Annotated in this window: 22 protein-coding genes and 1 riboswitch; of the genes, 6 read left to right on the top strand and 16 right to left on the bottom strand. The window is 72.4% G+C overall.

The genetic code is table 11. The annotated features are described in order from the left end of the window. Window positions 1-26: 26 nt before the first annotated feature. A complete protein-coding gene (locus ACIPUC_RS27365; RefSeq protein ID WP_446592838.1) occupies window positions 27-1,337 on the top strand; it encodes a D-alanyl-D-alanine carboxypeptidase family protein in 1,311 nt (436 codons plus the stop codon). Window positions 1,338-1,383: 46 nt separating this feature from the next. On the opposite strand, the gene ACIPUC_RS27360 is transcribed toward ACIPUC_RS27365, so the two are convergent. The 5 genes from ACIPUC_RS27360 to ACIPUC_RS27340 form a co-directional block, all read right to left on the bottom strand. After that, window positions 1,384-1,833 (bottom strand): hypothetical protein, encoded by a 450-nt coding sequence (locus tag ACIPUC_RS27360; RefSeq protein ID WP_446592837.1) that lies wholly within the window; start codon window positions 1,831-1,833, stop codon window positions 1,384-1,386. Between the two features lie 135 nt (window positions 1,834-1,968). Next, window positions 1,969-2,847, bottom strand: coding sequence for a YihY/virulence factor BrkB family protein (locus ACIPUC_RS27355; protein WP_446592836.1), 879 nt, complete (start codon window positions 2,845-2,847; stop codon window positions 1,969-1,971). 166 nt (window positions 2,848-3,013) lie between these two features. Continuing rightward, window positions 3,014-3,610 (bottom strand): 2'-5' RNA ligase family protein, encoded by a 597-nt coding sequence (locus ACIPUC_RS27350; RefSeq protein ID WP_446592834.1) that lies wholly within the window; start codon window positions 3,608-3,610, stop codon window positions 3,014-3,016. Between the two features lie 95 nt (window positions 3,611-3,705). Beyond that, a complete protein-coding gene (trpS, locus tag ACIPUC_RS27345; RefSeq protein WP_446592833.1) occupies window positions 3,706-4,719 on the bottom strand; it encodes a tryptophan--tRNA ligase in 1,014 nt (337 codons plus the stop codon). Between the two features lie 171 nt (window positions 4,720-4,890). Then, window positions 4,891-6,159 carry a serine hydroxymethyltransferase gene (locus ACIPUC_RS27340; RefSeq protein ID WP_446592832.1) on the bottom strand — a complete coding sequence of 423 codons (1,269 nt, stop codon included), beginning with the start codon at window positions 6,157-6,159 and terminating at the stop codon, window positions 4,891-4,893. 34 nt (window positions 6,160-6,193) lie between these two features. Continuing rightward, window positions 6,194-6,284, bottom strand: a riboswitch (ZMP/ZTP riboswitch). 119 nt (window positions 6,285-6,403) lie between these two features. On the opposite strand from ACIPUC_RS27340, the gene rocD reads away from it, so the two are divergent. Next, window positions 6,404-7,609 (top strand): ornithine--oxo-acid transaminase, encoded by a 1,206-nt coding sequence (gene rocD / locus ACIPUC_RS27335; RefSeq protein WP_446592830.1) that lies wholly within the window; start codon window positions 6,404-6,406, stop codon window positions 7,607-7,609. 18 nt (window positions 7,610-7,627) lie between these two features. Here the strand turns inward: rocD and ACIPUC_RS27330 are convergent, their stop codons facing one another. Both ACIPUC_RS27330 and ACIPUC_RS27325 read right to left on the bottom strand, forming a co-directional pair. Then, entirely contained in the window at window positions 7,628-8,818 is a 1,191-nt protein-coding gene (locus tag ACIPUC_RS27330) for a glutathionylspermidine synthase family protein (protein WP_446592828.1), read from the bottom strand. A gap of 13 nt (window positions 8,819-8,831) precedes the next feature. Beyond that, window positions 8,832-9,134, bottom strand: coding sequence for a hypothetical protein (locus ACIPUC_RS27325; RefSeq protein WP_446592826.1), 303 nt, complete (start codon window positions 9,132-9,134; stop codon window positions 8,832-8,834). 116 nt (window positions 9,135-9,250) lie between these two features. On the opposite strand from ACIPUC_RS27325, the gene ACIPUC_RS27320 reads away from it, so the two are divergent. Further along, window positions 9,251-10,081 carry a hypothetical protein gene (locus tag ACIPUC_RS27320; protein WP_446593054.1) on the top strand — a complete coding sequence of 277 codons (831 nt, stop codon included), beginning with the start codon at window positions 9,251-9,253 and terminating at the stop codon, window positions 10,079-10,081. A gap of 37 nt (window positions 10,082-10,118) precedes the next feature. Here ACIPUC_RS27320 and pdxR read toward each other — a convergent pair whose 3' ends face one another. Beyond that, on the bottom strand, window positions 10,119-11,522 hold the full coding sequence (pdxR, locus tag ACIPUC_RS27315; protein ID WP_446592824.1) for a MocR-like pyridoxine biosynthesis transcription factor PdxR: 1,404 nt from the start codon (window positions 11,520-11,522) through the stop codon (window positions 10,119-10,121). Window positions 11,523-11,569: 47 nt separating this feature from the next. On the opposite strand from pdxR, the gene ACIPUC_RS27310 reads away from it, so the two are divergent. Beyond that, a complete protein-coding gene (locus ACIPUC_RS27310) occupies window positions 11,570-12,061 on the top strand; it encodes a carboxymuconolactone decarboxylase family protein (RefSeq protein WP_446592822.1) in 492 nt (163 codons plus the stop codon). A 25-nt stretch (window positions 12,062-12,086) separates the two neighbouring features. Here the strand turns inward: ACIPUC_RS27310 and ACIPUC_RS27305 are convergent, their stop codons facing one another. The 6 genes from ACIPUC_RS27305 to ACIPUC_RS27280 form a co-directional block, all read right to left on the bottom strand. Continuing rightward, window positions 12,087-12,836, bottom strand: a complete 750-nt coding sequence (locus tag ACIPUC_RS27305) for a hypothetical protein (RefSeq protein ID WP_446592821.1) — start codon at window positions 12,834-12,836, stop codon at window positions 12,087-12,089. A gap of 2 nt (window positions 12,837-12,838) precedes the next feature. Continuing rightward, complete coding sequence (locus tag ACIPUC_RS27300; RefSeq protein ID WP_446592819.1) at window positions 12,839-13,249, bottom strand: hypothetical protein; 411 nt, start codon at window positions 13,247-13,249, stop codon at window positions 12,839-12,841. Further along, window positions 13,230-15,005, bottom strand: a complete 1,776-nt coding sequence (locus ACIPUC_RS27295; RefSeq protein ID WP_446592817.1) for a hypothetical protein — start codon at window positions 15,003-15,005, stop codon at window positions 13,230-13,232. The genes ACIPUC_RS27300 and ACIPUC_RS27295 overlap by 20 nt, the downstream gene beginning before the upstream one ends. Before the next feature lie 124 nt (window positions 15,006-15,129). Beyond that, window positions 15,130-16,119, bottom strand: a complete 990-nt coding sequence (locus ACIPUC_RS27290; RefSeq protein ID WP_446592816.1) for a malate dehydrogenase — start codon at window positions 16,117-16,119, stop codon at window positions 15,130-15,132. Window positions 16,120-16,309: 190 nt separating this feature from the next. Beyond that, window positions 16,310-16,741 (bottom strand): DUF3017 domain-containing protein, encoded by a 432-nt coding sequence (locus tag ACIPUC_RS27285; protein ID WP_446592814.1) that lies wholly within the window; start codon window positions 16,739-16,741, stop codon window positions 16,310-16,312. After that, entirely contained in the window at window positions 16,731-17,591 is an 861-nt protein-coding gene (locus tag ACIPUC_RS27280) for a bifunctional methylenetetrahydrofolate dehydrogenase/methenyltetrahydrofolate cyclohydrolase (RefSeq protein ID WP_446592813.1), read from the bottom strand. Before ACIPUC_RS27280 ends, ACIPUC_RS27285 begins: the two co-directional genes overlap by 11 nt. Before the next feature lie 309 nt (window positions 17,592-17,900). On the opposite strand from ACIPUC_RS27280, the gene ACIPUC_RS27275 reads away from it, so the two are divergent. Next, entirely contained in the window at window positions 17,901-18,512 is a 612-nt protein-coding gene (locus tag ACIPUC_RS27275; RefSeq protein WP_446592812.1) for a hypothetical protein, read from the top strand. Between the two features lie 86 nt (window positions 18,513-18,598). On the opposite strand, the gene purH is transcribed toward ACIPUC_RS27275, so the two are convergent. Continuing rightward, entirely contained in the window at window positions 18,599-20,212 is a 1,614-nt protein-coding gene (gene purH / locus ACIPUC_RS27270) for a bifunctional phosphoribosylaminoimidazolecarboxamide formyltransferase/IMP cyclohydrolase (RefSeq protein ID WP_446592811.1), read from the bottom strand. After that, on the bottom strand, window positions 20,209-20,832 hold the full coding sequence (gene purN / locus ACIPUC_RS27265) for a phosphoribosylglycinamide formyltransferase (protein WP_446592809.1): 624 nt from the start codon (window positions 20,830-20,832) through the stop codon (window positions 20,209-20,211). Before purN ends, purH begins: the two co-directional genes overlap by 4 nt. A gap of 254 nt (window positions 20,833-21,086) precedes the next feature. Between purN and ACIPUC_RS27260 the strand changes: the two genes are divergently transcribed. Further along, a complete protein-coding gene (locus tag ACIPUC_RS27260; protein ID WP_446592808.1) occupies window positions 21,087-21,680 on the top strand; it encodes a hypothetical protein in 594 nt (197 codons plus the stop codon). Window positions 21,681-21,936: the final 256 nt, after the last annotated feature.

The raw sequence follows: 21,936 nt of genomic DNA, 5'->3' as shown, positions 1-21,936 counted from the left end.
GGCTGTCCCGGCAGTGGTTGTACCGAATGGGCCGGTCAGCGCCGCCGTCCAGCCGATCGGGAGGTACTTTCACCTGCGTGTCTGTAAAGAAGACCGCGCTGACGGTCCTTTCCGCCGTGCTGCTGGTGCCCGCGGTCCTCGCGGCCCCCGCGCATGCCGCGCCGACCCCGCCGGCCGCGCCGGCCGACGGAAAGGCGCAGCCGCCGAAGACCGTGAAGGCCCCGGCGGCTCCCGCGCCCCCGGTGTCGATGTCCACGGTCGGCGGGGCCCGGCTCGGCCAGCCGGGGACCCAGGTCAACCTGCTGCCCGGTGCGCCCGCCCTGCCCTCGAACCTGACGGGGCGCTCGTGGATCGTGGCGGACGCCGAGTCCGGCGAGGTGCTGGCCGCGCACAACGCGCACTGGCGGCTCCCCCCGGCCTCCACCATGAAGATGCTCTTCGCGGACACCGTGCTGCCGGGCCTGCCCAAGGAGCAGGTCCACAAGGTCACCGACGAGGACATGGAGGGCGTGGGCCCGGGCAGCAGTCTGGTCGGGGTCAAGGAGGACCACGAGTACAGCGTCCACGACCTGTGGCTCGGGGTGTTCCTGCGGTCGGGGAACGACGCCGTGCACGTGCTGTCGGCCATGAACGGCGGCATCGACAAGACCGTCAAGGACATGCAGGCGCACGCGGAGGAGCTCCAGGCACTGGACACCCACGTGGTGTCGCCCGACGGGTACGACGCCCCGGAGCAGGTGTCGAGTGCGTACGACCTCACGCTGATCGCCCGCTCCGGTCTGCAGAAGCACGACTTCCGGGAGTACTGCGGCACGGTCGAGGCCAAGTTCCCCGGCCTGCAGGAGCCCGGGAAGCCGCGGGACTACTTCGAGATCCAGAACACCAACCGGCTGATGACGGGCGCGGGGGGCATCTCCCCGTACAAGGGCATCGCCGGGGTGAAGAACGGCAACACGACGATGGCCGGCTCCACCTTCACCGGTGCGGCGCAGAAGGGCGCGCGCAAACTGCTGGTCACGGTGATGAACCCGGGCGCGGGCGGCGCCAACTCGGTGTACGAGGAGACCGCCGCGCTGTTCGACTGGGGTTTCGCGGCGGCCGGGAAGGTCAAGCCGGTGGGTGAGCTGGTGCCGCCGAAGAGCGCGGACACCTCCCCGCACGGCTCCCCGGCCCAGTCGCACGAGAACAACCCGTCCGCGGGCGGTGCGGGCTCGAGCGGCATCGGTACGGCGCTGGGTGTCGCGGGCGGTGCGCTGGCCGTGCTGGCGGGCGGGGCGTTCGTGGTCAACCGGCGCTGGCCGCGCGGCCGCCGGAGCCGGGGCGAGGACCTGGTGTGAGCCCGGCGGGGGAAGACCCCCGCGGTGCGGGGGTCTTCCGTTCCTGTCAGAACATCCGCTGGGTGAACCAGTTCGCCTGGCTGGCCGGGTTGTTCAGGTCGTGGGTGGTGCCGGACAGCCGGTGGTCCGCACCGCGGACCCCGGTGTAGCGGCCGCGCGGCCCGTGGTTCCACTGGACGGTGAAGTAGATCCTCTCCCCGTCCACGGCGCCGCCGGCTTCGAGGGTCCCGACGGTGTCACCGGACGAGACGGTTCCGAAGAGGTTGCCGGCGCTGTCCTGCGTCAGGTTCACGTGCACCGTGGCGTTGGTCTGGTAGAGGACCCAGAGCCCGCCGGCGTAGAACGCGGGCGCCGCCCGTACCTGCTGGACCGTGCTGGGGGCGGTGCCGGCGGTGGCGCCGCTGGCGGGGGCAGCGAGGCCGGCCCCCGCGACGGAGAGGAGCAGGGCGGCGGCGGTCGTGGTGAGGAGCTTGCGCAGGCGGTGTGAAGCGGACATGAGCCCTCCAGGTGCGGCCAGGACGATCGATCTCATCGGTTCCGTCGATCCCGTTGCATCGTGCACGGAACCTCGCGGCAGGCCTACCCAGACCCGACGCAGATGATCTCCGAATTCACCCGGAGGAGTACCGGCCTAGGCGCGGGAGGGCTCGGTCGCCTTTTCGTCGCCGCGGGTCGCCGTCCAGGCCGCGACGAACAGCAGCAGTTTCGCCGTGAAGTTGATCCAGAGCAGCAGGGCGATCGGCACGCCGAAGGCCCCGTACATGCTCTTCGTGGCGACCTCGCGGATGTAGCCGCTGAGCAGCAGCTTGAGGAGCTCGAAGCCCACCGCGCCGATGAGGGCGGCCTGGATCAGGCGGCCGCGCGGCGGTTCGACGCCGGGGAGCAGGGTCAGTACGTACAGCAGCATGAGGAAGGCGGCCAGGACGCCGACGAGGAAGGCGCCCGAGCGCAGCAGCGCGCCGCCCGCGCCCTCGCGCGGGATGCCGAGCCACTCGGCGGTCTTGCCGACCGCGCTGGCGCCGAAGATCGAGGCGGCGGCCGAGGCCAGGCCGACGCCGCCGAGGCCGAGCAGGACCAGACCGTCCTTGCCCTTGCGGGCGAAGGGGTTCCCCTGGTCCTCGTCGTCCTTCTCCCACACGGCGCGCAGGCAGTCCCGCATGGAGCCCACCCAGCCGATGCCGGTGAAGAGGAGGAGGGCGCCGGCGACGAGGCCGACGGTGCCGGCGTTCGCGACGAGCGCCTCGAGGTCGAGCTGGTCGGAGATGCCGGGGACCTGTTCGGCGAGGTTCTTCTGGAGCCGGTCGAGCTGGTCCCGGCTCAGGAGCGCGGCGCCGACGGCGGCGGCCACGGTGATCAGCGGGAAGAGCGCCAGGAAGCTGATGAAGGTGATCGCCGCGGCGAGCCGGCTCCAGTGCACGCGGTCCAGACGTTCGTACGAATGCCACGCGTGTGTCCGCATCAGACGGGACGCCAGCGGGCCGATCACCGGGAGTTTCGTCAGCCAGTCCATGAAGTCACCGTAATTGAGCTGTCGGAAATGGCCGGTATTGCCGGTTTCTGGGACTACGGTCGTCGACTGTGACTTTTCGCGAAGTGCCCCGGACGGACCGCCCGTTCCACGCCCTGGTCCTGCGCAGGCTCAGGTTCCACACGTACCAGGCCCTGCGGCCGCTCCGTCAGGAAGGCAGCGCGGTCGTCCCGGCCGCTTCATCGGCGGGTGACCCCAGCTGCGCCGGGACACCCGTGGGACCGGTGCCGAAGGGGTACTCGCGCAGCTTGCGCCAGACCCCGTCCGAGCCCTGCTCGTAGAGCGCGAAGCCCGCGCAGACCCACTCGGCCGCGTACTCGGCGAGGGTCGTGAACGCCAGGTCCATCGCCTCCTCGGAGATCCCGTGGGCGACCGTGACGTGGGGGTGGTACGGGAACGCCAGCTCGCGGCTGAGCGGCCCCTGGGGGTCGCGGACCTCGCCCTGGAGGCGGGTGCAGCCCTCGGCGCCCTCGACGACCTGGACGTACACGACCGGCGAGAGGGGCCGGAAGGTTCCCGTCCCCTCCAGCCGCATCCGGAAGGCCCGGAAGGCGGCGGCGACCTCGGCCAGGTGGGCGCGGATCTCCGGGAGCCGGTCCGCCTCCACCTCGGTCGGCGGGACGAGGGTGACATGCGTGGGGATGCCGTGCGCGGCGGCGTCCCCGAAGCCGGCGCGCAGCTGCTGGAGCTGGCTGCCGTACGGCTCCGGGACCGCGATCGAAACGCCGAGCGTTACGGTCCCCACGTATCTCTCCTCCGTGTGTCTGGATGGACTGCTGCCGCCAGTGTGAGGCCAGCACCCCCGGTCTCGCCAGGGCCCTCTTCCTCCCGGTGCCCGCGTCAGTGCTTGGCGGGCAGGAATCCGAGGCGGTCGTACGCCTGCGCGAGGGTCTCGGCGGCCACCGCGCGGGCCTTCTCCGCGCCCTTGGCCAGGATGGAGTCCAGCGTTTCCGGGTCGTCCAGGTATTCCTGGGTGCGCTGCTTGAAGGGTGTGACGAAATCGACCATCACACCGGCCAGGTCGGTCTTCAGCGCGCCGTAGCCCTTGCCCTCGTAGCGGGCCTCCAGGGCGGGCACCGTCTCACCGGTGAGCGTGGAGTAGATCGTGAGCAGGTTGCTGACGCCGGGCTTCTTCTCCGTGTCGAAACGGATCTCGGCCTCGGTGTCGGTGACCGCGCTCTTGATCTTCTTCTCGGTGACCTTGGGCTCGTCGAGGAGGTTGATCAGGCCCTTGGGCGACGACGCGGACTTCGACATCTTGATCGCCGGGTCCTGGAGGTCGTAGATCTTCGCGACCTCCTTGACGATGTGCGCGGCGGGGAGGGTGAAGGTCGGGCCGAAGCGCTGGTTGAAGCGCTCGGCCAGGTCGCGGGTCAGCTCGATGTGCTGGCGCTGGTCCTCGCCGACCGGGACGGCGTTCGCCTGGTAGAGCAGGATGTCGGCGACCTGGAGGATCGGGTACGTGAACAGCCCGACGGTGGCGTTGCCGGCCCCCTGCTTGGCGGACTTGTCCTTGAACTGGGTCATCCGGCTGGCCTCGCCGAAGCCGGTGATGCAGTTCATGACCCAGCCGAGCTGCGCGTGCTCGGGCACGTGGCTCTGGATGAAGAGCGTGCAGCGCTCGGGGTCCAGGCCGGCGGCGAGGAGCTGCGCGGCGGAGAGGCGGGTGTTCGCGCGCAGATCCTTCGGATCCTGCGGCATGGTGATCGCGTGCAGGTCGACGACCATGTAGAACGCGTCGTGCGTCTCCTGGAGGGCGACGTACTGGCGGATGGCACCGAGGTAGTTCCCGAGGTGGAACGAGCCTGAGGTGGGCTGGATGCCGGAGAGCGCGCGAGGACGATCAGAAGCCATGGCTTCATTCTCTCAGGTGCGGGGGCGGGCTCGGGCCCTCCGCTGGCCGGATCCTTCCGGGTCGCGGCGGGCCGTCCCGTGCCGGGCCGCGGTACCGCCCGGTAGCGCACCGTCCGGATCCCGCCCCGGCCAAGCGACCGCTTTCCGGTCGGGCCGGGGCGGGCCGCAGGGTCAGGACAGCGGGAGCCCCGGGGCCGGGTGCGCGGCCATCAGGTCCGCGACCTCGGCCCGGATCGCCGCGAGCGCGGCCTCGTCCGGCTTGGCCGCGGCGTCGACGGCCCGCGCGATCCACTCGGCGACCTGCGCCATGTGGGCCGCGCCCAGCCCGCGGGACGTCAGCGACGGCGTGCCGATCCGGATCCCCGACGGATCGAACGGCTTGCGCGGGTCGAACGGCACCGTGTTGTAGTTCACCACGATCCCCGCCCGGTCCAGCGCCTTGGCCGCCACCTTGCCCGGTACGTCCCGCGAGGTGAGGTCCATCAGGATCAGGTGGTTGTCCGTACCGCCCGACACCAGGTCGAAGCCCCGCGCCAGCAGGGCCTCCGCCAGGGCCTTGGCATTGGCCACGACCGCGTGCGCGTACGAGACGAAGGCCGGCTGCGCCGCCTCGTGCAGCGCGACCGCGATACCGGCGGTCGTCTGGTTGTGCGGCCCGCCCTGGAGCCCGGGGAACACGGCCTTGTCGATGGCCTTCGCGTGCTCCTCCCGGCACATCAGCATCGCGCCCCGCGGCCCCCGCAGCGTCTTGTGCGTGGTCGTCGAGATCACGTCCGCATGACCCGCCGGGGACGGGTGCGCCCCGCCGGCGATCAGACCCGCGATGTGGGCCACGTCCGCGACCAGGACCGCGCCCGCCTCCTCCGCGATCGACGCGAAGGCGGCGAAGTCGATCGTGCGGGGCAGCGCCGTGCCGCCACAGAAGATGATCTTCGGGCGCTCGGCAAGGGCCAGGTCGCGCACCGCGTCGTAGTCGATCAGTCCGGTGCCGGGCTGGACCCCGTACTGCACGCCCCGGAACCACGACCCCGTCGCCGAGACGCCCCAGCCGTGCGTGAGGTGCCCGCCCATCGGCAGCGCCATGCCCATCACCGTGTCGCCCGGCTTCGCGAAGGCCAGGTAGACGGCCAGGTTCGCGGGCGAGCCGGAGTACGGCTGGACGTTGGCGTGGTCCACCCCGAACAGGCCCTTCGCCCGCTCGACGGCCAGCGCCTCGACCCGGTCGATGTTCTGCTGGCCCTCGTAGTAGCGCCGGCCCGGATAGCCCTCGCTGTACTTGTTCTGCAGCACCGTGCCCGAGGCCTCGAGGACGGCGGCGGACACGTAGTTCTCACTGGGGATCAGGCGCAGGGTCTCGGCCTGCAGGGTTTCCTCCGCCGCGACGAACGACGCCAGCTCGGGGTCGGTCGCGAAAAGGGCGGGATGGCGGCTCGCGGACATGGCGGGCTCCTCCGGGGTCGATGTGATCGGTACCCCGCGAGGCCCAGGCGAGCGGCCCTGTGTGCGGTCGAGCGCGCACGACTCCCCCGGAGTTCGTTCTCCGTACGCCAGTCGCCGTGCGTACCGACCACCTTAGCGGGCGCGGCAGGGCGCGCCGCAAGAAAGGTTTCTCCGTCGCTTCCGCGAGCGAGGATGGACAGTGACGCCACCCTCGTCACAGGCCTGACGGACGATCGGAGACCCCGTGTCGACAACTGCTGATGCCATCCGCTCCGCCGACGCGCACAGCGCGCACACCTACCACCCGCTGCCCGTCGTCGTCGCGTCCGCGGACGGCGCGTGGATGACCGACGTGGAGGGCCGCCGGTACCTGGACATGCTCGCCGGCTACTCGGCGCTCAACTTCGGGCACGGCAACCGCCGTCTGCTGGACGCCGCCCACGCGCAGCTGGACCGCGTCACGCTCACCTCGCGCGCCTTCTTCCACGACCGCTTCGCCGACTTCTGCGCCGAACTCGCCGCGCTGTGCGGCAAGGAGATGGTGCTGCCCATGAACACGGGCGCGGAGGCCGTGGAGACGGCCGTGAAGACCGCCCGCAAGTGGGGGTACGAGGTCAAGGGCGTCCCGGACGGCCACGCCAAGATCGTGGTCGCGGCGAACAACTTCCACGGCCGGACGACGACGATCGTCTCCTTCTCCACGGACCACGAGGCGCGCGACCACTACGGCCCGTACACCCCCGGCTTCGAGATCGTCCCGTACGGCGACCTGACCGCGCTGGAGTCGGCGGTCACCGCGCACACCGTGGCCGTCCTGCTGGAGCCGATCCAGGGCGAGGCGGGGGTGCTCGTGCCGCCCGCCGGGTACCTGAGCGGCGTACGGCAGCTCACGCGCGAGCGGAACGTCCTGTTCATGGCGGACGAGATCCAGTCGGGGCTGGGCCGCACCGGCAGGACCTTCGCGTGCGAGCACGAGGGGGTCGTCCCCGACGTGTACATCCTCGGCAAGGCGCTCGGCGGCGGAGTGGTGCCCGTCTCGGCCGTGGTCGCCGACCGGGACGTGCTCGGGGTCTTCCGGCCGGGCGAGCACGGGTCCACCTTCGGCGGGAACCCGCTGGCCTGTGCCGTCGCCCTGGAGGTCCTCGCAATGCTGAAGACCGGCGAGTACCAGCAGCGCGCCACAGAGCTCGGCGACCACCTGCACCGGGAGCTGAACCTGCTGGTCGGCGGGGGCGCGGTGACCGCCGTACGGGGGCGGGGGCTGTGGGCGGGCGTGGACGTCGACCCGTCGCGCGGGACCGGACGGGAGATCTCCGAGAAGCTGATGGAACGGGGCGTCCTGGTGAAGGACACCCACGGGTCGACGATCCGGATCGCCCCGCCGCTGGTGATCAGCAAGGAGGACCTGGACTGGGGCCTGGAGCAGCTCCGGTCGGTCCTGTCCTCCTGACCCGGGGAATGCTGCGTTCTACAGAATGACGTGGGGCAGGAAGCGGGCGTACTCGTCCGTGACCGGCCCCGCCGATTCGCGGATGCCGAGCCCCGCCGCCTCGTCCTCGACGACCCACGCGCCGAGCACCACCCGGTTGCCGTCGAAGTCGGGCAGCGGGGCCAGGCCCTGGAAGCAGTACTTCTCGTCGTCCCGCGCCGCGAAGGGCTCGCCGCCGGGTGCGTGGAGGGTGACGCCGGCGCCCTCGCGGCCCAGCAGCGGCTTGGCCGCGTAACCACCCTCCCCGGCCAGCTCGCGCGGGCCGTCGAGGTAGGCGGGCAGCAGGTTCGGGTGCTCCGGGAAGAGCTCCCACAGGATCGCGAGCAGCGCCTTGTTGGACAGCAGCATCTTCCACAGCGGCTCGATCCAGCAGGTGGTGCCGGAGCCGCCGCCGTGGTCGTAGGTGCCGAGGACCTGGGGGCCGAACTGGTCCGTGGCCAGCCACTCCCAGGGGTAGAGCTTGAAGCAGCTGCGGATGAAGCGGAGCTTCTCGTCCACGAAGCGGCCGGACAGGCTGTCCCAGCCGATCTGCTCGACGGACAGGGCCTGGGTGTCCAGGCCCGCCTGCTCGGCGGTCTCCTGGAGGTAGGCCACCGTCATCAGGTCCTCGCCGAGCTCGTCGGTCTCGGAGTGCGCGAAGTGCAGGGGGCCGGGCGGCAGCAGCTCGGCCTGCCGGCGCCAGGCGTCGACGAGGCGCTCGTGGAGGGAGTTCCACTGGTCGGCGCCGGGGAACCGTTCCTCCATCCAGAACCACTGCGGACTGGCCGCCTCCACCAGGGAGGTGGGGGTGTCGGCGTTGTACTCCAGCATCTTGGCCGGGCTGCCGCTGCCGTCGTAGCACAGGTCGAAACGGCCGTACAGGGAGGGCTGTTCGGCACGGCGGCGCCAGGACTCGGCGATCAGCGCGGCCAGTTTGGGGTCGGTGATGCCGAGGTCCGCGAACCGGTCGTGCTCGACGATGTGCGCGGCCGCGGCCAGGCACATGGCGTGCAGCTCCTCGACCACGTTCTCCAGCGCCTCCACCTCGGGGAGCGAGAACGAGTAGTACGCGCTCTCGTCCCAGTAGGGGCGCAGGGAGTCGTCGGGATACCGGGTGAGGGGGTAGATCAGCCCCTGTTCCTCGACGGTCTTCTGCCAGTCGGGGCGGGGCTCGATGGTGTGCCGCTGCATGGTTCCGGTTTCCTCAGCCGCCGCTGGAGCCGGAGCTCGAGTGGCCGCCGATGCCGCCGCGGGTGACGGCGGACTTGTCGAAGCTGCCGCCGGTGACCTTGCCGCTCTTGACGGTGCCGCCGTAGTAGTACGCGCCGGTACCGCCGCTCTTGCACTCCTTGTTGTTCAGGTGTTCCAGCGTGGAGCGGGACGCACAGCGCTTGTCCGGCTCGCTGCTGCTGCCGCAGGCCACGAGCGTGGCCGCGAGCAGGCCCATGCCGCCGAGTGCGACGGCGCCGGAGCGCATACGGCGCTTGTTGGTGCTGCTGGTGTCCATACCTGCTGCTCCCCCTAGGTCCTGGCGTGCTGCCGACAGACTAGAGCGGGGCCCCCGGCCGATGGAATCCGGCCGTCCTCAGATCCGTGACTTAGAGTCAGTTCGTGCTCATTGGGATGATTTGCGCACTCGGTGCGGCGGCCTGTTTCGGTACGGCGTCCGTTCTGCAAGCGGTCGCGGCGCGGGCGGCGGAGCCGGGGACGGGGTCCGGGGTGGACCCGGCGCTGCTGCTGCGGGCGCTCCGGCAGTGGCGGTATCTCGCCGGTCTGGGCCTGGACGCGATGGGCTTCGTGCTCCAGATCATCGCGCTGCGCCACATCCCGATCTACGCGGTCGGGGCGGCCCTGGCCGCGAGCCTGGCGGTGACGGCGGTGGTCGCGGCCCGGCTGCTGGAGGTCCGGCTGTCGCGGACGGAGTGGGGCGCGGTGGCGGTGGTGTGCGCGGGACTGCTGATGCTGGGGCTGGCCTCCGGGGAGGAGGGCTCGGGGGCCGGATCGCTCGCGCTGAAGCTGGGGCTGCTGGGGGTGGCGGGGCTGGTGCTGCTGGTCGGCGCGGCGGCGGGCCGGCTCCCGGACGGGCCGCGGGCGCTGGTACTCGGCTTCGCGTCGGGCACGGGCTTCGGCGTCGTCGAGGTCGCCGTCCGCCTCATCGACTCCGTGTGGGACCTGCGCAACCCCGCCCTGTACGCCCTCCTCCTGGGCGGCGGCGCGGCGTTCCTCCTCCTCACCTCGGCCCTCCAGCGCGGCTCGGTGACGGCGGCAACGGCCGGCCTGGTACTGGGCGAAACGGTCGGCCCGGCAGTGGTCGGCGTGGCCTGGCTCGGCGACCGCACCCGCGAAGGCCTGACCTGGCTGGCCGTCCTCGGCTTCGCGGTGGCCCTCACCGGCTCCCTGGCCCTGGCCCGCTTCGGGGAACCGCCGGAGCCTGCGCCCGCCCCCGCCGCCTGACCTGGTCCGGCCCGGGCGCCGCCGCCGGCAGCGGAGCTCACGGCAGGGCCGCCGCGAGCGCGGCCAGGGTCGGGGTCCAGGCGCTGTCCGAAGGGGTGCCGTAGCCCACGACCAGGGCGTCGCGCGGGGGGAGGGCCGCCTCCGGGTGGCGGAACCACGCGAGGCCCTGCACGGCCAGATCCTGCCAAGCCGCCGACTGCAGCACCGACCTCTCCGTCCCCCCGGGAAGGTCCAGCACCGCGTGCAGGCCCGCCGCGATCCCCGAGATGCCGACCCGGTCCCCGACGGCCGCCACGAGCTCGTCCCGGCGGCGCCGGTAGCGCAGGCGCATGCCGCGCACGTGGCGGTCGTACGCCCCCGAGGTGATGAACTCCGCCAGCGTGAGCTGGTCCAGCGCGCTGGAGGTCCGGTCGCTCACTCCCTTGGCGGCCAGGACCCCGTCCAGCAGCCCCGGCGGGACCACCATCCAGCCCATCCGCAGCCCCGGCGCCAGGGACTTGCTCGCCGTGCCGAGGTAGACCACCCGGTCCGGGTCCAGTCCCTGCAGGGCGCCCACCGGCTGGCGGTCGTAGCGGAACTCCCCGTCGTAGTCGTCCTCCAGGATCAACCCGCCGGTGGTCCGGGCCCAGTCGACCGCCGCCGCCCGGCGGGCCGGGGTCAGGGCGGCGCCGGTCGGGAACTGGTGCGCCGGGGTCAGCAGGACGGCGCCGACCCCGCCGGTCAGCTCCCCCGTGCGGGCCCCGTCCCCGTCCACCCCCAGCGGCCGGGTCCGCAGGCCCGCCCCCGTGAGCAGGTTCCGGTGGATGTCCAGGCCGTACCCCTCCACCGCCATCTCCCGCACCCGCCGCGCCCGCAGCACCCGGGCCAGCAGGGTCAGCCCGTGCGCGAAGCCGGCGCACAGCACGATCCGCTCGGGATCCGCGTACACCCCGCGCGCCCGCGCCAGGTACCCGGTCAGCGCCTCGCGCAGCTCGGGCCGGCCGCGCCCGTCGGGTCCGTACCCGAAGGCCTCGTTCGGCGCGTCGGTCAGCGCCCGCCGGGCCGCCGACAGCCAGGCCGCCCGCGGGAAGCCGCTCAGATCCGGGGAACCGGGCAGCAGGCTGTACGCGGGCCCGCGGCGCGGGGGACGCGGGCCGCCGGATACACGGACGGCCGCCGCCGCCCGGCGCGGCCTCGCCCGTTCCGCGACCCTGGTGCCGGAACCCTGGCGGGCCGTCAGCCAGCCCTCGGCGACGAGTTCGGCGTAGGCCTCCGCGACCGTGTTCCGCGCGATCCCCAGGTCGGCCGCGAGCGAGCGGGAGGACGGCAGCCGGGTCCCGGCCGCCAGCCGGCCGCTGCGGGCCGCCTCGCGCAGCGCCTCGGCCAGCCCGGCCCGCAGCCCGCGGCCGGCGGAGAGGTCGAGGTGCAGGTCCGCACCGAAAGTGGCCCAGGATTCCGTCATGGATATGGACCATAGCGGCGGGCCGCCTGTCTCCTACGGTGGATCACATGACGAACACACCGAACGCGCCCGAGCACACCCCCCGCATGCACATGGCGAAGCTCGCCCCCGAGGTCTACAAGGCGGTCCTGGGCCTGGAGATCGCTGCCAAGAAGGGCCTGGACCCGGCCCTCGTCGAACTCGTCAAGATCAGGGCCTCGCAGGTCAACCACTGTGCGTTCTGCCTGGACATGCACACCAAGGACGCCATCGCGGCCGGTGAGAGCGTCGAGCGGATCGTGCAGCTCGGCGCCTGGGAGGAGTCGCGGCACTTCTACACGGAGAAGGAGCTCGCCGCGATCGAGCTCACCGAGGCGGTGACCGTCCTGACCGACGGCTTCGTACCTGACGAGGTGTACGAGAAGGCCGCGAAGCACTTCGAGGAGCGCGAACTGGCCCAGCTGATCGCCGTGATCGCGACGATCAACGTCTGGAACCGGATCGGCGTCACGACGCGCATGGTGCCGGGGCACTACACGCCCGGCATGTACAAGAGCTGACGCGCCGTACGGGGCCGGCGCCCGCTCAGTCCGTCCGGAAGGATCCGACCGCCGTCGCGAGCTGCTCGCGCACGAGGGGGACGCCGGTCTTGGGGCCGTAGACCATGACCACCCAGCGGGTGTCGTCGGAGGCGACGACGAGCCGGACGACGGCATGGGCGGCCTCGTACTCGTAGACCTGCTCGCAGCCGTCACCGTCCACGGGCTCCCTGGAGATCTCCCGGTAGCCGGAGTTCGTGCTCAGTTCCGCGGTGGACTCGCGCAGGACCTCGCAGGCGGTCGTCGTGTCCCCGGCGGCCCGGAAGATCTGGAGCCCCGCGCTCCGGTCGCCTCCGGCGGGGCGGTAGACGGTCCCGTACGCGGTCTCCCCGGGACTGGCCTCCCAGCCCAGGGGGATGCGGACCGAGAAACCGGCCACCGTGTCGTGCACCTGCGTGTACTCGGCCTCCGCGGGGCCGGAGTCGGGGCCCTTGTCGCGCAGGTACAGCCACCCGGCCACGGCTGCGGCCCCCAGCACGGCCACGCCGACCGCCGTCACCACCACCAGCATCCGTCGGCGCCGCGCGGGGGGCGGCACCGGCGGGGACGAGTACGGGGAGCCGGCCGGGGGCGCGGGCGGGGCGGGATCCGGGGTCGCAGCCGGGGGTGCGGTCGGCGGCACCGGGGCGTCGGCCGGGGCCGGCGGTGCAGCCGGGGCCGGCGCAGCGGCCTCCGCCGCCCGTTCCCACCGCTGCGACCGCGGGTTCCAGCGGACCCCGCCCTCCCCCTCGGCCACCGTCAGCCGCCCAGTGGGGTCAGCAGGGCGGCCAGGGCGGTGGCCGCGCTCACGGAGTCCACCAGCGGGGCCCATCTCTCCAGCGCCCCGCGCAGCCGGGCCGGCAGGCCCGGCTGCACCTCTCCGCCCGCCTCCAACTCGCCCGCCACCTCGTCCAGCTCGCCGTCGAGCGCCGCCCGTTCGGGGCTGCGGGGCAGGCGTACGAGGGCCGCGCGCAGCTCCCGTACGGCCTCCAGCAGTTCCTCGGCGCCCGGCTGCGCGCCGTCCCCCGTACCGCCACCGTGGTGGACGGTGCTGTTGGTGTTGTGGGAGCCGCCGATGCTGAAGCTGCTGCCGTGGATGTCGCCGATCCGTACCGCGGACTGATCCGCACCGCCGCCACCGCCACCGCCGCTACCACCGCTCGCTGCCACCGCTTCTCCTCTTCTCCATGCCCTTGCCCGCTCCCGCACCCGTGCCCCGGCCCGGCTCCGGGCCCTGGTGGCTGACGGCGCTGTTGTGGCTCACTCCGCCGATGCCGAAGGCGCTGTTGTGCACCGATTGGATGAACACCGCGCCCTCCGCGACGTTGACGGCCCGCTCCGCGAACTCCTTGGTGTGCCAGCCCGCCTCGTGCAGGGCCACGGCCACCCCGCCGACGATCCGCTCCTGGACCGTCTTCAGGTACCGGTCCAGGTCCATCAGCTGGAACAGCGAGGCGTCGGTCTGCGAGGCGAGTTCGCGTACGGAGACGGCCGGCCCCGCCGGAATCGCCACGCCGTGCCCCGCGGTGGCCATCCGCCACGGGATGCGGGCCGCGCGCACCAGGGCCAGCAGCGCCGGGCCGAGGGCGCCCGCACCGTTCACGACCGCCCAGACCACCTTGGCGAAGGCGGTGTTGCGCCGCTGCCGCTGGACGGTGTCGTCGGCCCGCTGGAAGTCCGGCCGGACGGGCAGCAGCACGTGCGGCGCGACTTCCAGCATCAGCATGCCGCCCTGCGTGTGCACCCGGATGAAGACGGTGACGACGAGGTTCTCGTCCCAGCCGCCGATCCGCACGCGCAGGAAGTGCCGGCGGCGCTCGCCGCCCTCCTCGACGGCGGCGGCGCGGTGCTCGGCGAACGCCTCGTCCGACAGGTCCAGGGAGTCGACGTCGGGCAGCCCGTCGGCCGGCAGGAACACGCACTCGTCGATGACCAGTTCGCGCAGCCGGTCCAGCACGGAGGCCTCCGCCTTCGGGGAGCCGTGCGGCGACGGAACGCGCAGGGCCTCCAGCCGTGGCCGGATCCGGTCCACGATCTGCGCGTTGTCCAGCTCCTGCGCCTCGCCGCCACCGCGCGGCCGCAGTTCGACGGACAGCTGCCACGGCAGGTGTGCCTGTCCGGCGCCGCAGAACGGATTGCCCACGTCGTACAGGACCAGGGGCGCGTGCTGGATCCGCTGGATCCGCGCGCGGGCCCGCCCGAAGCGCCGGCCCGTCACCACCAGGTCGCCCGCCCCGGCGGCGTAGCCCTCCCGGTCCAGCGACAGGCGCAGGACCCGGGCGAGGTACCCCCGCTGGAGCCCGGCGACGGTCGTGAGCAGGAGGAAGACGAGTACGGCGACCCACGAGTAGGCCTCCCCGTAGAACCGCCCCATCAGCGGCCACTCAAGGAAGATGCCGAGCGGGTTCCGCGCGATCACCTCGCCGAGGTACGGGAGGAACCAGCCGGATTCCGAGAAGCGCATCGGTCTCACCAGGTCGTCGGCGAAACCGGCGACCACCCCCCACAGGACGTTGCCGAGCATCCAGACGGCGTACCCGCGCAGGACGTACTCGACGATGCGGCTGCCGCGGCCGGTCCGGTCGCGGAGCCGCTTGATCCGGCCGGCGCCGCTGAGCAGGAGCGCCGGGACGATCAGGAAGACGATGAACGTCTGGAGCAGCAGCAGCCCGAGGACCCAGACCGCCACCACCGCCACCGCCCAGGCCATCTCGATGCGCCGGGCGCGCAGGGCGTGGGCGAGGACGCGGGCCGCGTCGAATCCGTAGGAGGGCGCGGTGAAGCGCTCCTCGTGGACGTACAGCTCGTCGATCACCCGGTCTCGGTAGGCGGTGTCGAGATAGACGCCGGCGCACAGGAGCCGTCCGGCCTCCGTCTTCGACGGGTGGACGGGCGCTCTGCCGTCGTCCGCAGTGGTACCGCTCACCGAGTTCCCCCCTCAGGTGTGGGAGCAAACCGTACGCGGCCGTACGGAGCCCGCACAGGGCGGATCACGCCAAAAAGCCCCGGCGCACTGGGCGCCGGGGCCTTTCAGAGCAGTGGAGCCTCGATCAGATGAGGCCGAGCTCGCGGACCGCGTCGCGCTCCTCGACGAGCTCCTGCACGGAGGCGTCGATGCGGGCGCGGGAGAACTCGTTGATGTCCAGGCCCTGGACGATCTCGTACGTGCCGTCCTTGGTGGTGACGGGGAAGGAGGAGATGATGCCCTCCGGGACGCCGTAGGAGCCGTCCGACGGGATGCCCATGGAGGTCCAGTCGCCCGCGGCGGTGCCGTTGACCCAGGTGTGCACGTGGTCGATGGCGGCGTTGGCGGCCGAGGCGGCCGAGGACGCGCCACGGGCCTCGATGATCGCGGCGCCGCGCTTGGCGACGGTCGGGATGAAGGTGTCGGCGAGCCACAGCTCGTCGTTGACGACCTCGGCGGCGTTCTTGCCGGCGATCTCCGCGTGGAAGATGTCCGGGTACTGGGTCGCCGAGTGGTTGCCCCAGATGGTGAGGCGCTTGATGTCGGAGACGGCGGCGCCGGTCCTGGCGGCCAGCTGCGAGATCGCGCGGTTGTGGTCCAGGCGGGTCATCGCGGTGAAGCGCTCGGCCGGTACGTCCGGGGCGGCGGCCTGCGCGATGAGCGCGTTGGTGTTGGCCGGGTTGCCCACGACCAGGACCTTGATGTCGTCCGCGGCGTGGTCGTTGATGGCCTTGCCCTGCGGCTTGAAGATGCCGCCGTTGGCGGAGAGCAGGTCGCCGCGCTCCATGCCCTTGGTGCGCGGGCGGGCGCCGACGAGCAGCGCGACGTTGGCACCCTCGAAGCCCTGGTTCGGGTCGTCGAAGATGTCGATGCCCTTGAGCAGCGGGAAGGCGCAGTCGTCGAGCTCCATGGCGGTGCCCTCAGCGGCCTTCATGCCCTGGGGGATCTCCAGAAGACGGAGCTTGACCGGCACGTCCGCGCCGAGCAGGTGGCCGGAGGCGATGCGGAAGAGCAGCGCGTAGCCGATCTGGCCGGCGGCGCCGGTGACGGTGACATTCACGGGAGTGCGGGTCATGGCCTTCTCCGTTAGACAGCTGGCGGTAGGGCGTCCCCGCCCCATGTGCTGGAGGACGCCGCTTCCCAGTAAATCTTGACGTGAAGAGACATCCGCGGTCAGGCTATCGGACCCTGGCGCCGCCGGAGCCCCGGGGGCCCATTCGGCCCGGCGACGCCGCGCCGGCTCCGGCAGCGCCGGAGCGGCGCGGTCAGCGGACGGTGAAGCGGACGGCCGACTCCAGGAACGGGATCTCCAGCACCGGCTTGGGCTCCATCACCAGCGCGAGCAGGGTGATCGCCACGCCCAGCAGCCCGTACGTGACCATGTCCGTGAAGCGGGAGCGCACGGCGAGCATGCCCACGGAGGGCAGCACGCGCCGCAGCACCGAGGCCGTGATCAGGGCCACGCCGATCACCAGGCAGCCGATCCGCGGCTGCCCCATCGCCGTGGTCAGCAGCCCGGCCGCGGTCGCGGTGAGCACGCTGAGCATCGGCCACTGGCGGGCGGGCGTGGACACGGCCCCGGGGACGGCCCGGCCGCTGCCCTCGGGGCGGGCGGTGTCGCGGGTGACGGACGGGAAGCGCCGGGACCGGGCGTCGGCGGCGGGTACCGCGCGCTCGTCGTCCCGCTCAGCCCGCACTGGTGCTCCGCTCCGCGGCCTCGACGACGTTGACCAGGAGCTGGGCCCGGGTCATCGGGCCGACGCCGCCCGGGTTCGGGGAGATCCAGCCCGCCACGTCGGCGACGCCGGGGTGCACGTCTCCGACGATCTTGCCGTTCTCGTCGCGGCTGACGCCCACGTCGAGCACGGCCGCGCCGGGCTTCACGTCCTCCGGCTTGACCAGGTGCGGGACGCCGGCCGCGGCGACGACGATGTCCGCCTGGCGCAGCAGCCGGGAGAGGTCGCGGGTACCGGTGTGGCAGAGCGTCACGGTGGCGTTCTCGGACTTGCGGGTGAGCAGGAGACCGATCGAGCGGCCGACGGTGATGCCCCGTCCGAGGACGACGACGTGCGCGCCGTTGATCCCGACGCCGTGGTGGCGCAGGAGTTCGACGATCCCGTACGGGGTGCAGGGCAGCGGGCCCGGCTCGTTCAGCACCAGTCGGCCGAGCGACATGGGGTGCAGGCCGTCGGCGTCCTTCAGCGGATCCATCAGCTCCAGGACCCGGTTGGTGTCGATGCCCTTGGGGAGCGGGAGTTGGACGATGTATCCGGTGCACTCCGGATTGGCGTTGAGCTCCCGTACGACCGCCTCGATGTCCTCCTGGGAGGCCGTCGCGGGCAGTTCGCGCTGGATGGAGGCGATGCCGACCTCGGCGCAGTCCTTGTGCTTGCCGTTGACGTACCAGCGGCTGCCCGGGTCGTCACCGACCAGCAGGGTGCCGAGGCCGGGCGTGACGCCCCGGGCCTTGAGGGCCGCCACACGGGCGGTCAGTTCGGACTTGATCGCGGCCGCGGTGGCCTTGCCATCGAGAATCTGGGCGGTCATGTGGCCATCCTCCCGGATGGAGTGCCCCCGGTTCCAGTCAAGGCGCTCCGGGGCCCGCACAGTTCTCGGGGTACTCGGGGGTACTCGGGGGTTCTCGAGGGTTCACGGGCGTTCACCGGGTTCACTGGGTTCATTGCACTTGCACAACAAGTCACCGTCCGCGGAGCGCCCGGCTGGACAAGTCCGGCCCGGTCGGACGACGATGACCGAAAAGAGTGCCGCGGGCAGTGCCGGGGGGCGGACCGTAGAACACAGCTTTCCTCCGCGCGTGCCGTGCGTCCCCGCACTTCCACGGAGGAACACCCCAAGATGAGCTTCGGCGACCCGAACAACCCGTACGGCCAGCAGCCCCAGGCCCCGCAGGGCCAGCCCGGCTACGGCTACCCGCAGCAGGCACCGCAGGGCGTTCCGCCGCAGGGCGGCTACGCCTACCCGCAGCAGCAGGCGCCCCAGGGATACCCGGCGTACCCCGGCGGCCCCGGCGGCTACCCGGGCGCCCCCATGCAGATGCCGGGCCTGGTCAAGACCGCCCGCGTCCTGCTCTTCGTGGTCGGCGGCCTGCAGATCATCGTCGGCCTCCTGGCGCTGCTCGGCGGCGCCGCCCTGTCCACCACGGAGAGCGGCGCCGCCGGTGACGTGGTCGGCGGCTTCGTGATCGCCCTCGGCGTCTTCGTCCTCGCCCTCGGCGTGCTGGCCATCGTCCTGGGCGCCAAGTTCGCCAAGGGCGGCAACGGCGTGCGCATCACGACGATCGTCTACGGCTCGCTGTCCATCCTGGGCGGCCTCGCCAACTTCACCAACAGCGCCGCCGAGGGCGGCGGCCCCGCGGCCGGCGTCGTCAGCCTGGCCATCGGCGGCCTGATCCTCGCCGCGATGGTCACCGCCCCCGGTGCCGCCTGGTTCAAGCGCCCGCGCTACTGATTCCCGTACCGATACGGCGAAGGCCGCGACCCGCAGCACACGCTGTGGGTCGCGGCCTTCGCCGTTGACGGGGCCGTGCCCGGGACTCAGTGGAAGAAGTGCCGGGTGCCGGTGAAGTACATCGTCACGCCGGCCTTCTCCGCGGCCTCGACGACCTGCTCGTCACGGACCGAACCGCCCGGCTGGACCACGGCCTTGATACCGGCGGCCGTGAGGATCTCCAGCCCGTCGGGGAACGGGAAGAAGGCGTCGGAGGCGGCGTACGAGCCCTGCGCGCGCTCGGCGCCCGCCCGCTCGACGGCGAGCTTCGCCGAGTCGACGCGGTTGACCTGGCCCATGCCCACGCCGACGGAGGCGCCGTCCTTGGCGAGCAGGATGGCGTTGGACTTGACGGCCCGGCAGGCCTTCCACGCGAAGGCCAGCTCGGCGAGCTCCTCGGCGGAGAGCGCGTCGCCGGTGGCGAGGGTCCAGTGGGCCGGGTCGTCGCCCTCGGCCTGCCTGCCCTTCTCGAACGTGTCCGACTGCTGGAGCAGTGCGCCGCCGGAGATCGGCTTGAGGTCGCCCGGCTGGTGCGGCGTGCCGTCCACCTTGAGCACCCGGATGTTCTTCTTCTTGGCGAGGACCTCGACGGCGCCGTCCTCGTAGCCGGGGGCCGCGATGACCTCGGTGAAGATCTCCGCGACCTGCTCGGCGAGCTCGACGGTCACCGGGCGGTTGACGGCGATGACACCGCCGAAGGCCGACAGCGGGTCACAGGCGTGCGCCTTGCGGTGCGCCGCGGCGACGTCCGTACCGACCGCGATGCCGCACGGGTTGGCGTGCTTGATGATCGCGACGCAGGGCTCTTCGTGGTCGTAGGCGGCCCGGCGGGCTGCCTCGGTGTCCACGTAGTTGTTGAAGGACATCTCCTTGCCGTGCAGCTGCTCGGCATTGGCGAGCCCGCCGGGCCGGCCGTCCGTGTACAGGGCGGCTGCCTGGTGCGGGTTCTCGCCGTAGCGGAGGGTCGACTTGCGCTCCCAGGCACCGGCGAGGAACTCCGGCAGGACGGCGCCCTCTTCCGGCGCGTACGCGTTCGTGAACCAGGACGCCACGGCCACGTCGTAGGCGGCGGTGTGCTGGAAGGCCTCGGCCGCCAGCCGCTTGCGCGCGGTGAGGTCGAAGCCGCCGCCCCGGGCGGCCGCGAGTACGTCCGCGTAGCGCTCGGGGCTGGTGACTACGGCGACCGACGGGTGGTTCTTGGCGGCGGCGCGGACCATCGACGGGCCGCCGATGTCGATCTGCTCCACGCACTCGTCCGGGGTCGCACCCGACTGGACGGTCTCGAGGAAGGGGTAGAGGTTGACGACCACCAGGTCGAAGGGCTCGACACCCATGTCGGCCAGCTGGCTGCGGTGGTCCTCCAGGCGCAGGTCGGCGAGGATGCCGGCGTGCACGCGCGGGTGCAGGGTCTTGACGCGGCCGTCGAGGCACTCGGGGAAGCCGGTGAGCTCCTCGACCTTGGTGACGGGCACCCCGGCCGCGGCGATCTTCGAGGCCGTGGAGCCGGTGGAGACGAGCGCGACGCCCGCCTCGTGCAGCCCGCGGGCCAGCTCTTCCAGTCCCGTCTTGTCGTAGACGCTGACGAGCGCACGCCGGATCGGCCGCTGGGTCGTGGTCGGTTCGTTGCTGTCTGCGGTCTCTACGCGCTCTACGGCGGTCACTGGATTGTTACCTTTCGTCCCTCAATGCGGTAGCCGTGCCGGGCCAGGCGCCCCACGACGTCGACGAGCAGCTGGCGCTCGACTTCCTTGATGCGCTCATGGAGAGCGGCTTCGTCGTCCTCGTCCCGGATCTCGACGACACCCTGGGCGATGATCGGACCGGTGTCCACGCCGGAGTCCACGAAGTGGACCGTGCAGCCGGTGACCTTCGCCCCGTAGGCGAGCGCGTCCCGTACGCCGTGGGCGCCCGGGAAGGCGGGGAGGAGGGCAGGGTGGGTGTTGATGAACCGGCCGCCGAAGCGGTCGATGAACTCCTTGCCCACGATCTTCATGAAACCGGCGGACACGACGAGGTCCGGGGCGTGGGCGTCGGTCGCCTCGGTGAGGGCGGCGTCCCACTCCGCACGGCTGCCGTACGCCTTGACCGGGCACACGAAGGTGGGGATCCCGGCCTTCTCGGCCCGCTCCAGACCGGCGATGTTCTCGCGGTCGGCCCCCACGGCGACGACTTCGGCGCCGAAGCCCTCGGGTCCGCCGGGGTGGGCGTCGATGGCGTCGAGCAGGGCCTGGAGGTTGGTGCCGGAACCGGAGACCAGCACGACCAGGCGGGAGGCGGCCATGGGAGGCCCTTTCTCACGGGAATGCGGTGTTCGTCTTTGTGTGGTCATACGAAACTTCGGGGTACCGATATACGGGGAACCATACGAAGCCACCGACCGCCTGCAACGATACCGGCACACCGGACGGCCCCCGAGGGACGGGGTGACGGGCGGGCGGTAGCGTCTGGCCTACAAGCCGCACACAGGCCTCACCCACCTGGCCTCCGCCGCGACGTCGCCCTGACGTCCATGACACAGGGGAAGAAACACACCCGATGCCGGACCGCCGCCAGCCCGACTCCCCCACCGACGACAACCCCTTCGCGGCTCCCCCGGAAGGCCGGCCCGACCAGCCGTGGCAGCCGCGCGGCGGCGGCGACGGCGGAGACGGCGGCGGCGACCGGCAGGACCCCGGGAGCGGCGGCGGGCGCGGGCCGACGCGCTGGGACCCGACCGACCCGATCCAGCGCCGCGCCCGCTACGCACTGCTGGCCGGCATGTGGGGCTTCTTCTTCGGGATCTTCGGGATCCCGTCGGTGGGGCTGCTGCTGGGCGCGCTCGCCCTGTACTGGGGCATCAGCGCGCTGCGGGGCAAGCCGGCGGCGGAATCCGGCGAGGGCGGCCCGAGCTCCCCGGGCGGCCTGGCGGCCCTGGGCGACGCGGCCCGCCCCCAGCGCACGGCGGCGGTGAGCGGCCTGGTCACGGCCTCGCTGGCGATCCTGCTGGCGATGAGCTCGTACGCCGTGCAGCTCGCGTACAAGGACTTCTACGTCTGCCGCGACGACGCCCTGACGAACGCGGCGGAGCTCCGGTGCAACTCGCTCCTGCCGGACAACGTGTTGGGCGACGTCCTGAAGGTCCGCCGGTAACGATCGCTCTCCGCCGCCGAGTCCCCGGGGTCCGCGGGCCCGGGGGCCCGGCACCCGCCCCTGCGACGGGGGCCGTGGGGCGGAGCCCGTCGCACTGCTCGCCTGCGGCGAGGGGTACGCGCCCCGCGCCGACGCGGGCAGGGGGCGGAGCCCACCCCACCGCCCACGGAGATACCGGGCTCCGGCACACTCCCCGCCTGCCGCGAGAGGCGCGAGCCCCGCGCCGACGCGGCTAGGGGGACGGAGCCCCACCGCC

This window comes from Streptomyces sp. LARHCF249, from assembly GCF_052871255.1.
Note: the sequence above shows the minus strand (reverse complement) of the source record. Positions and strands in the feature narration are given on the sequence as shown.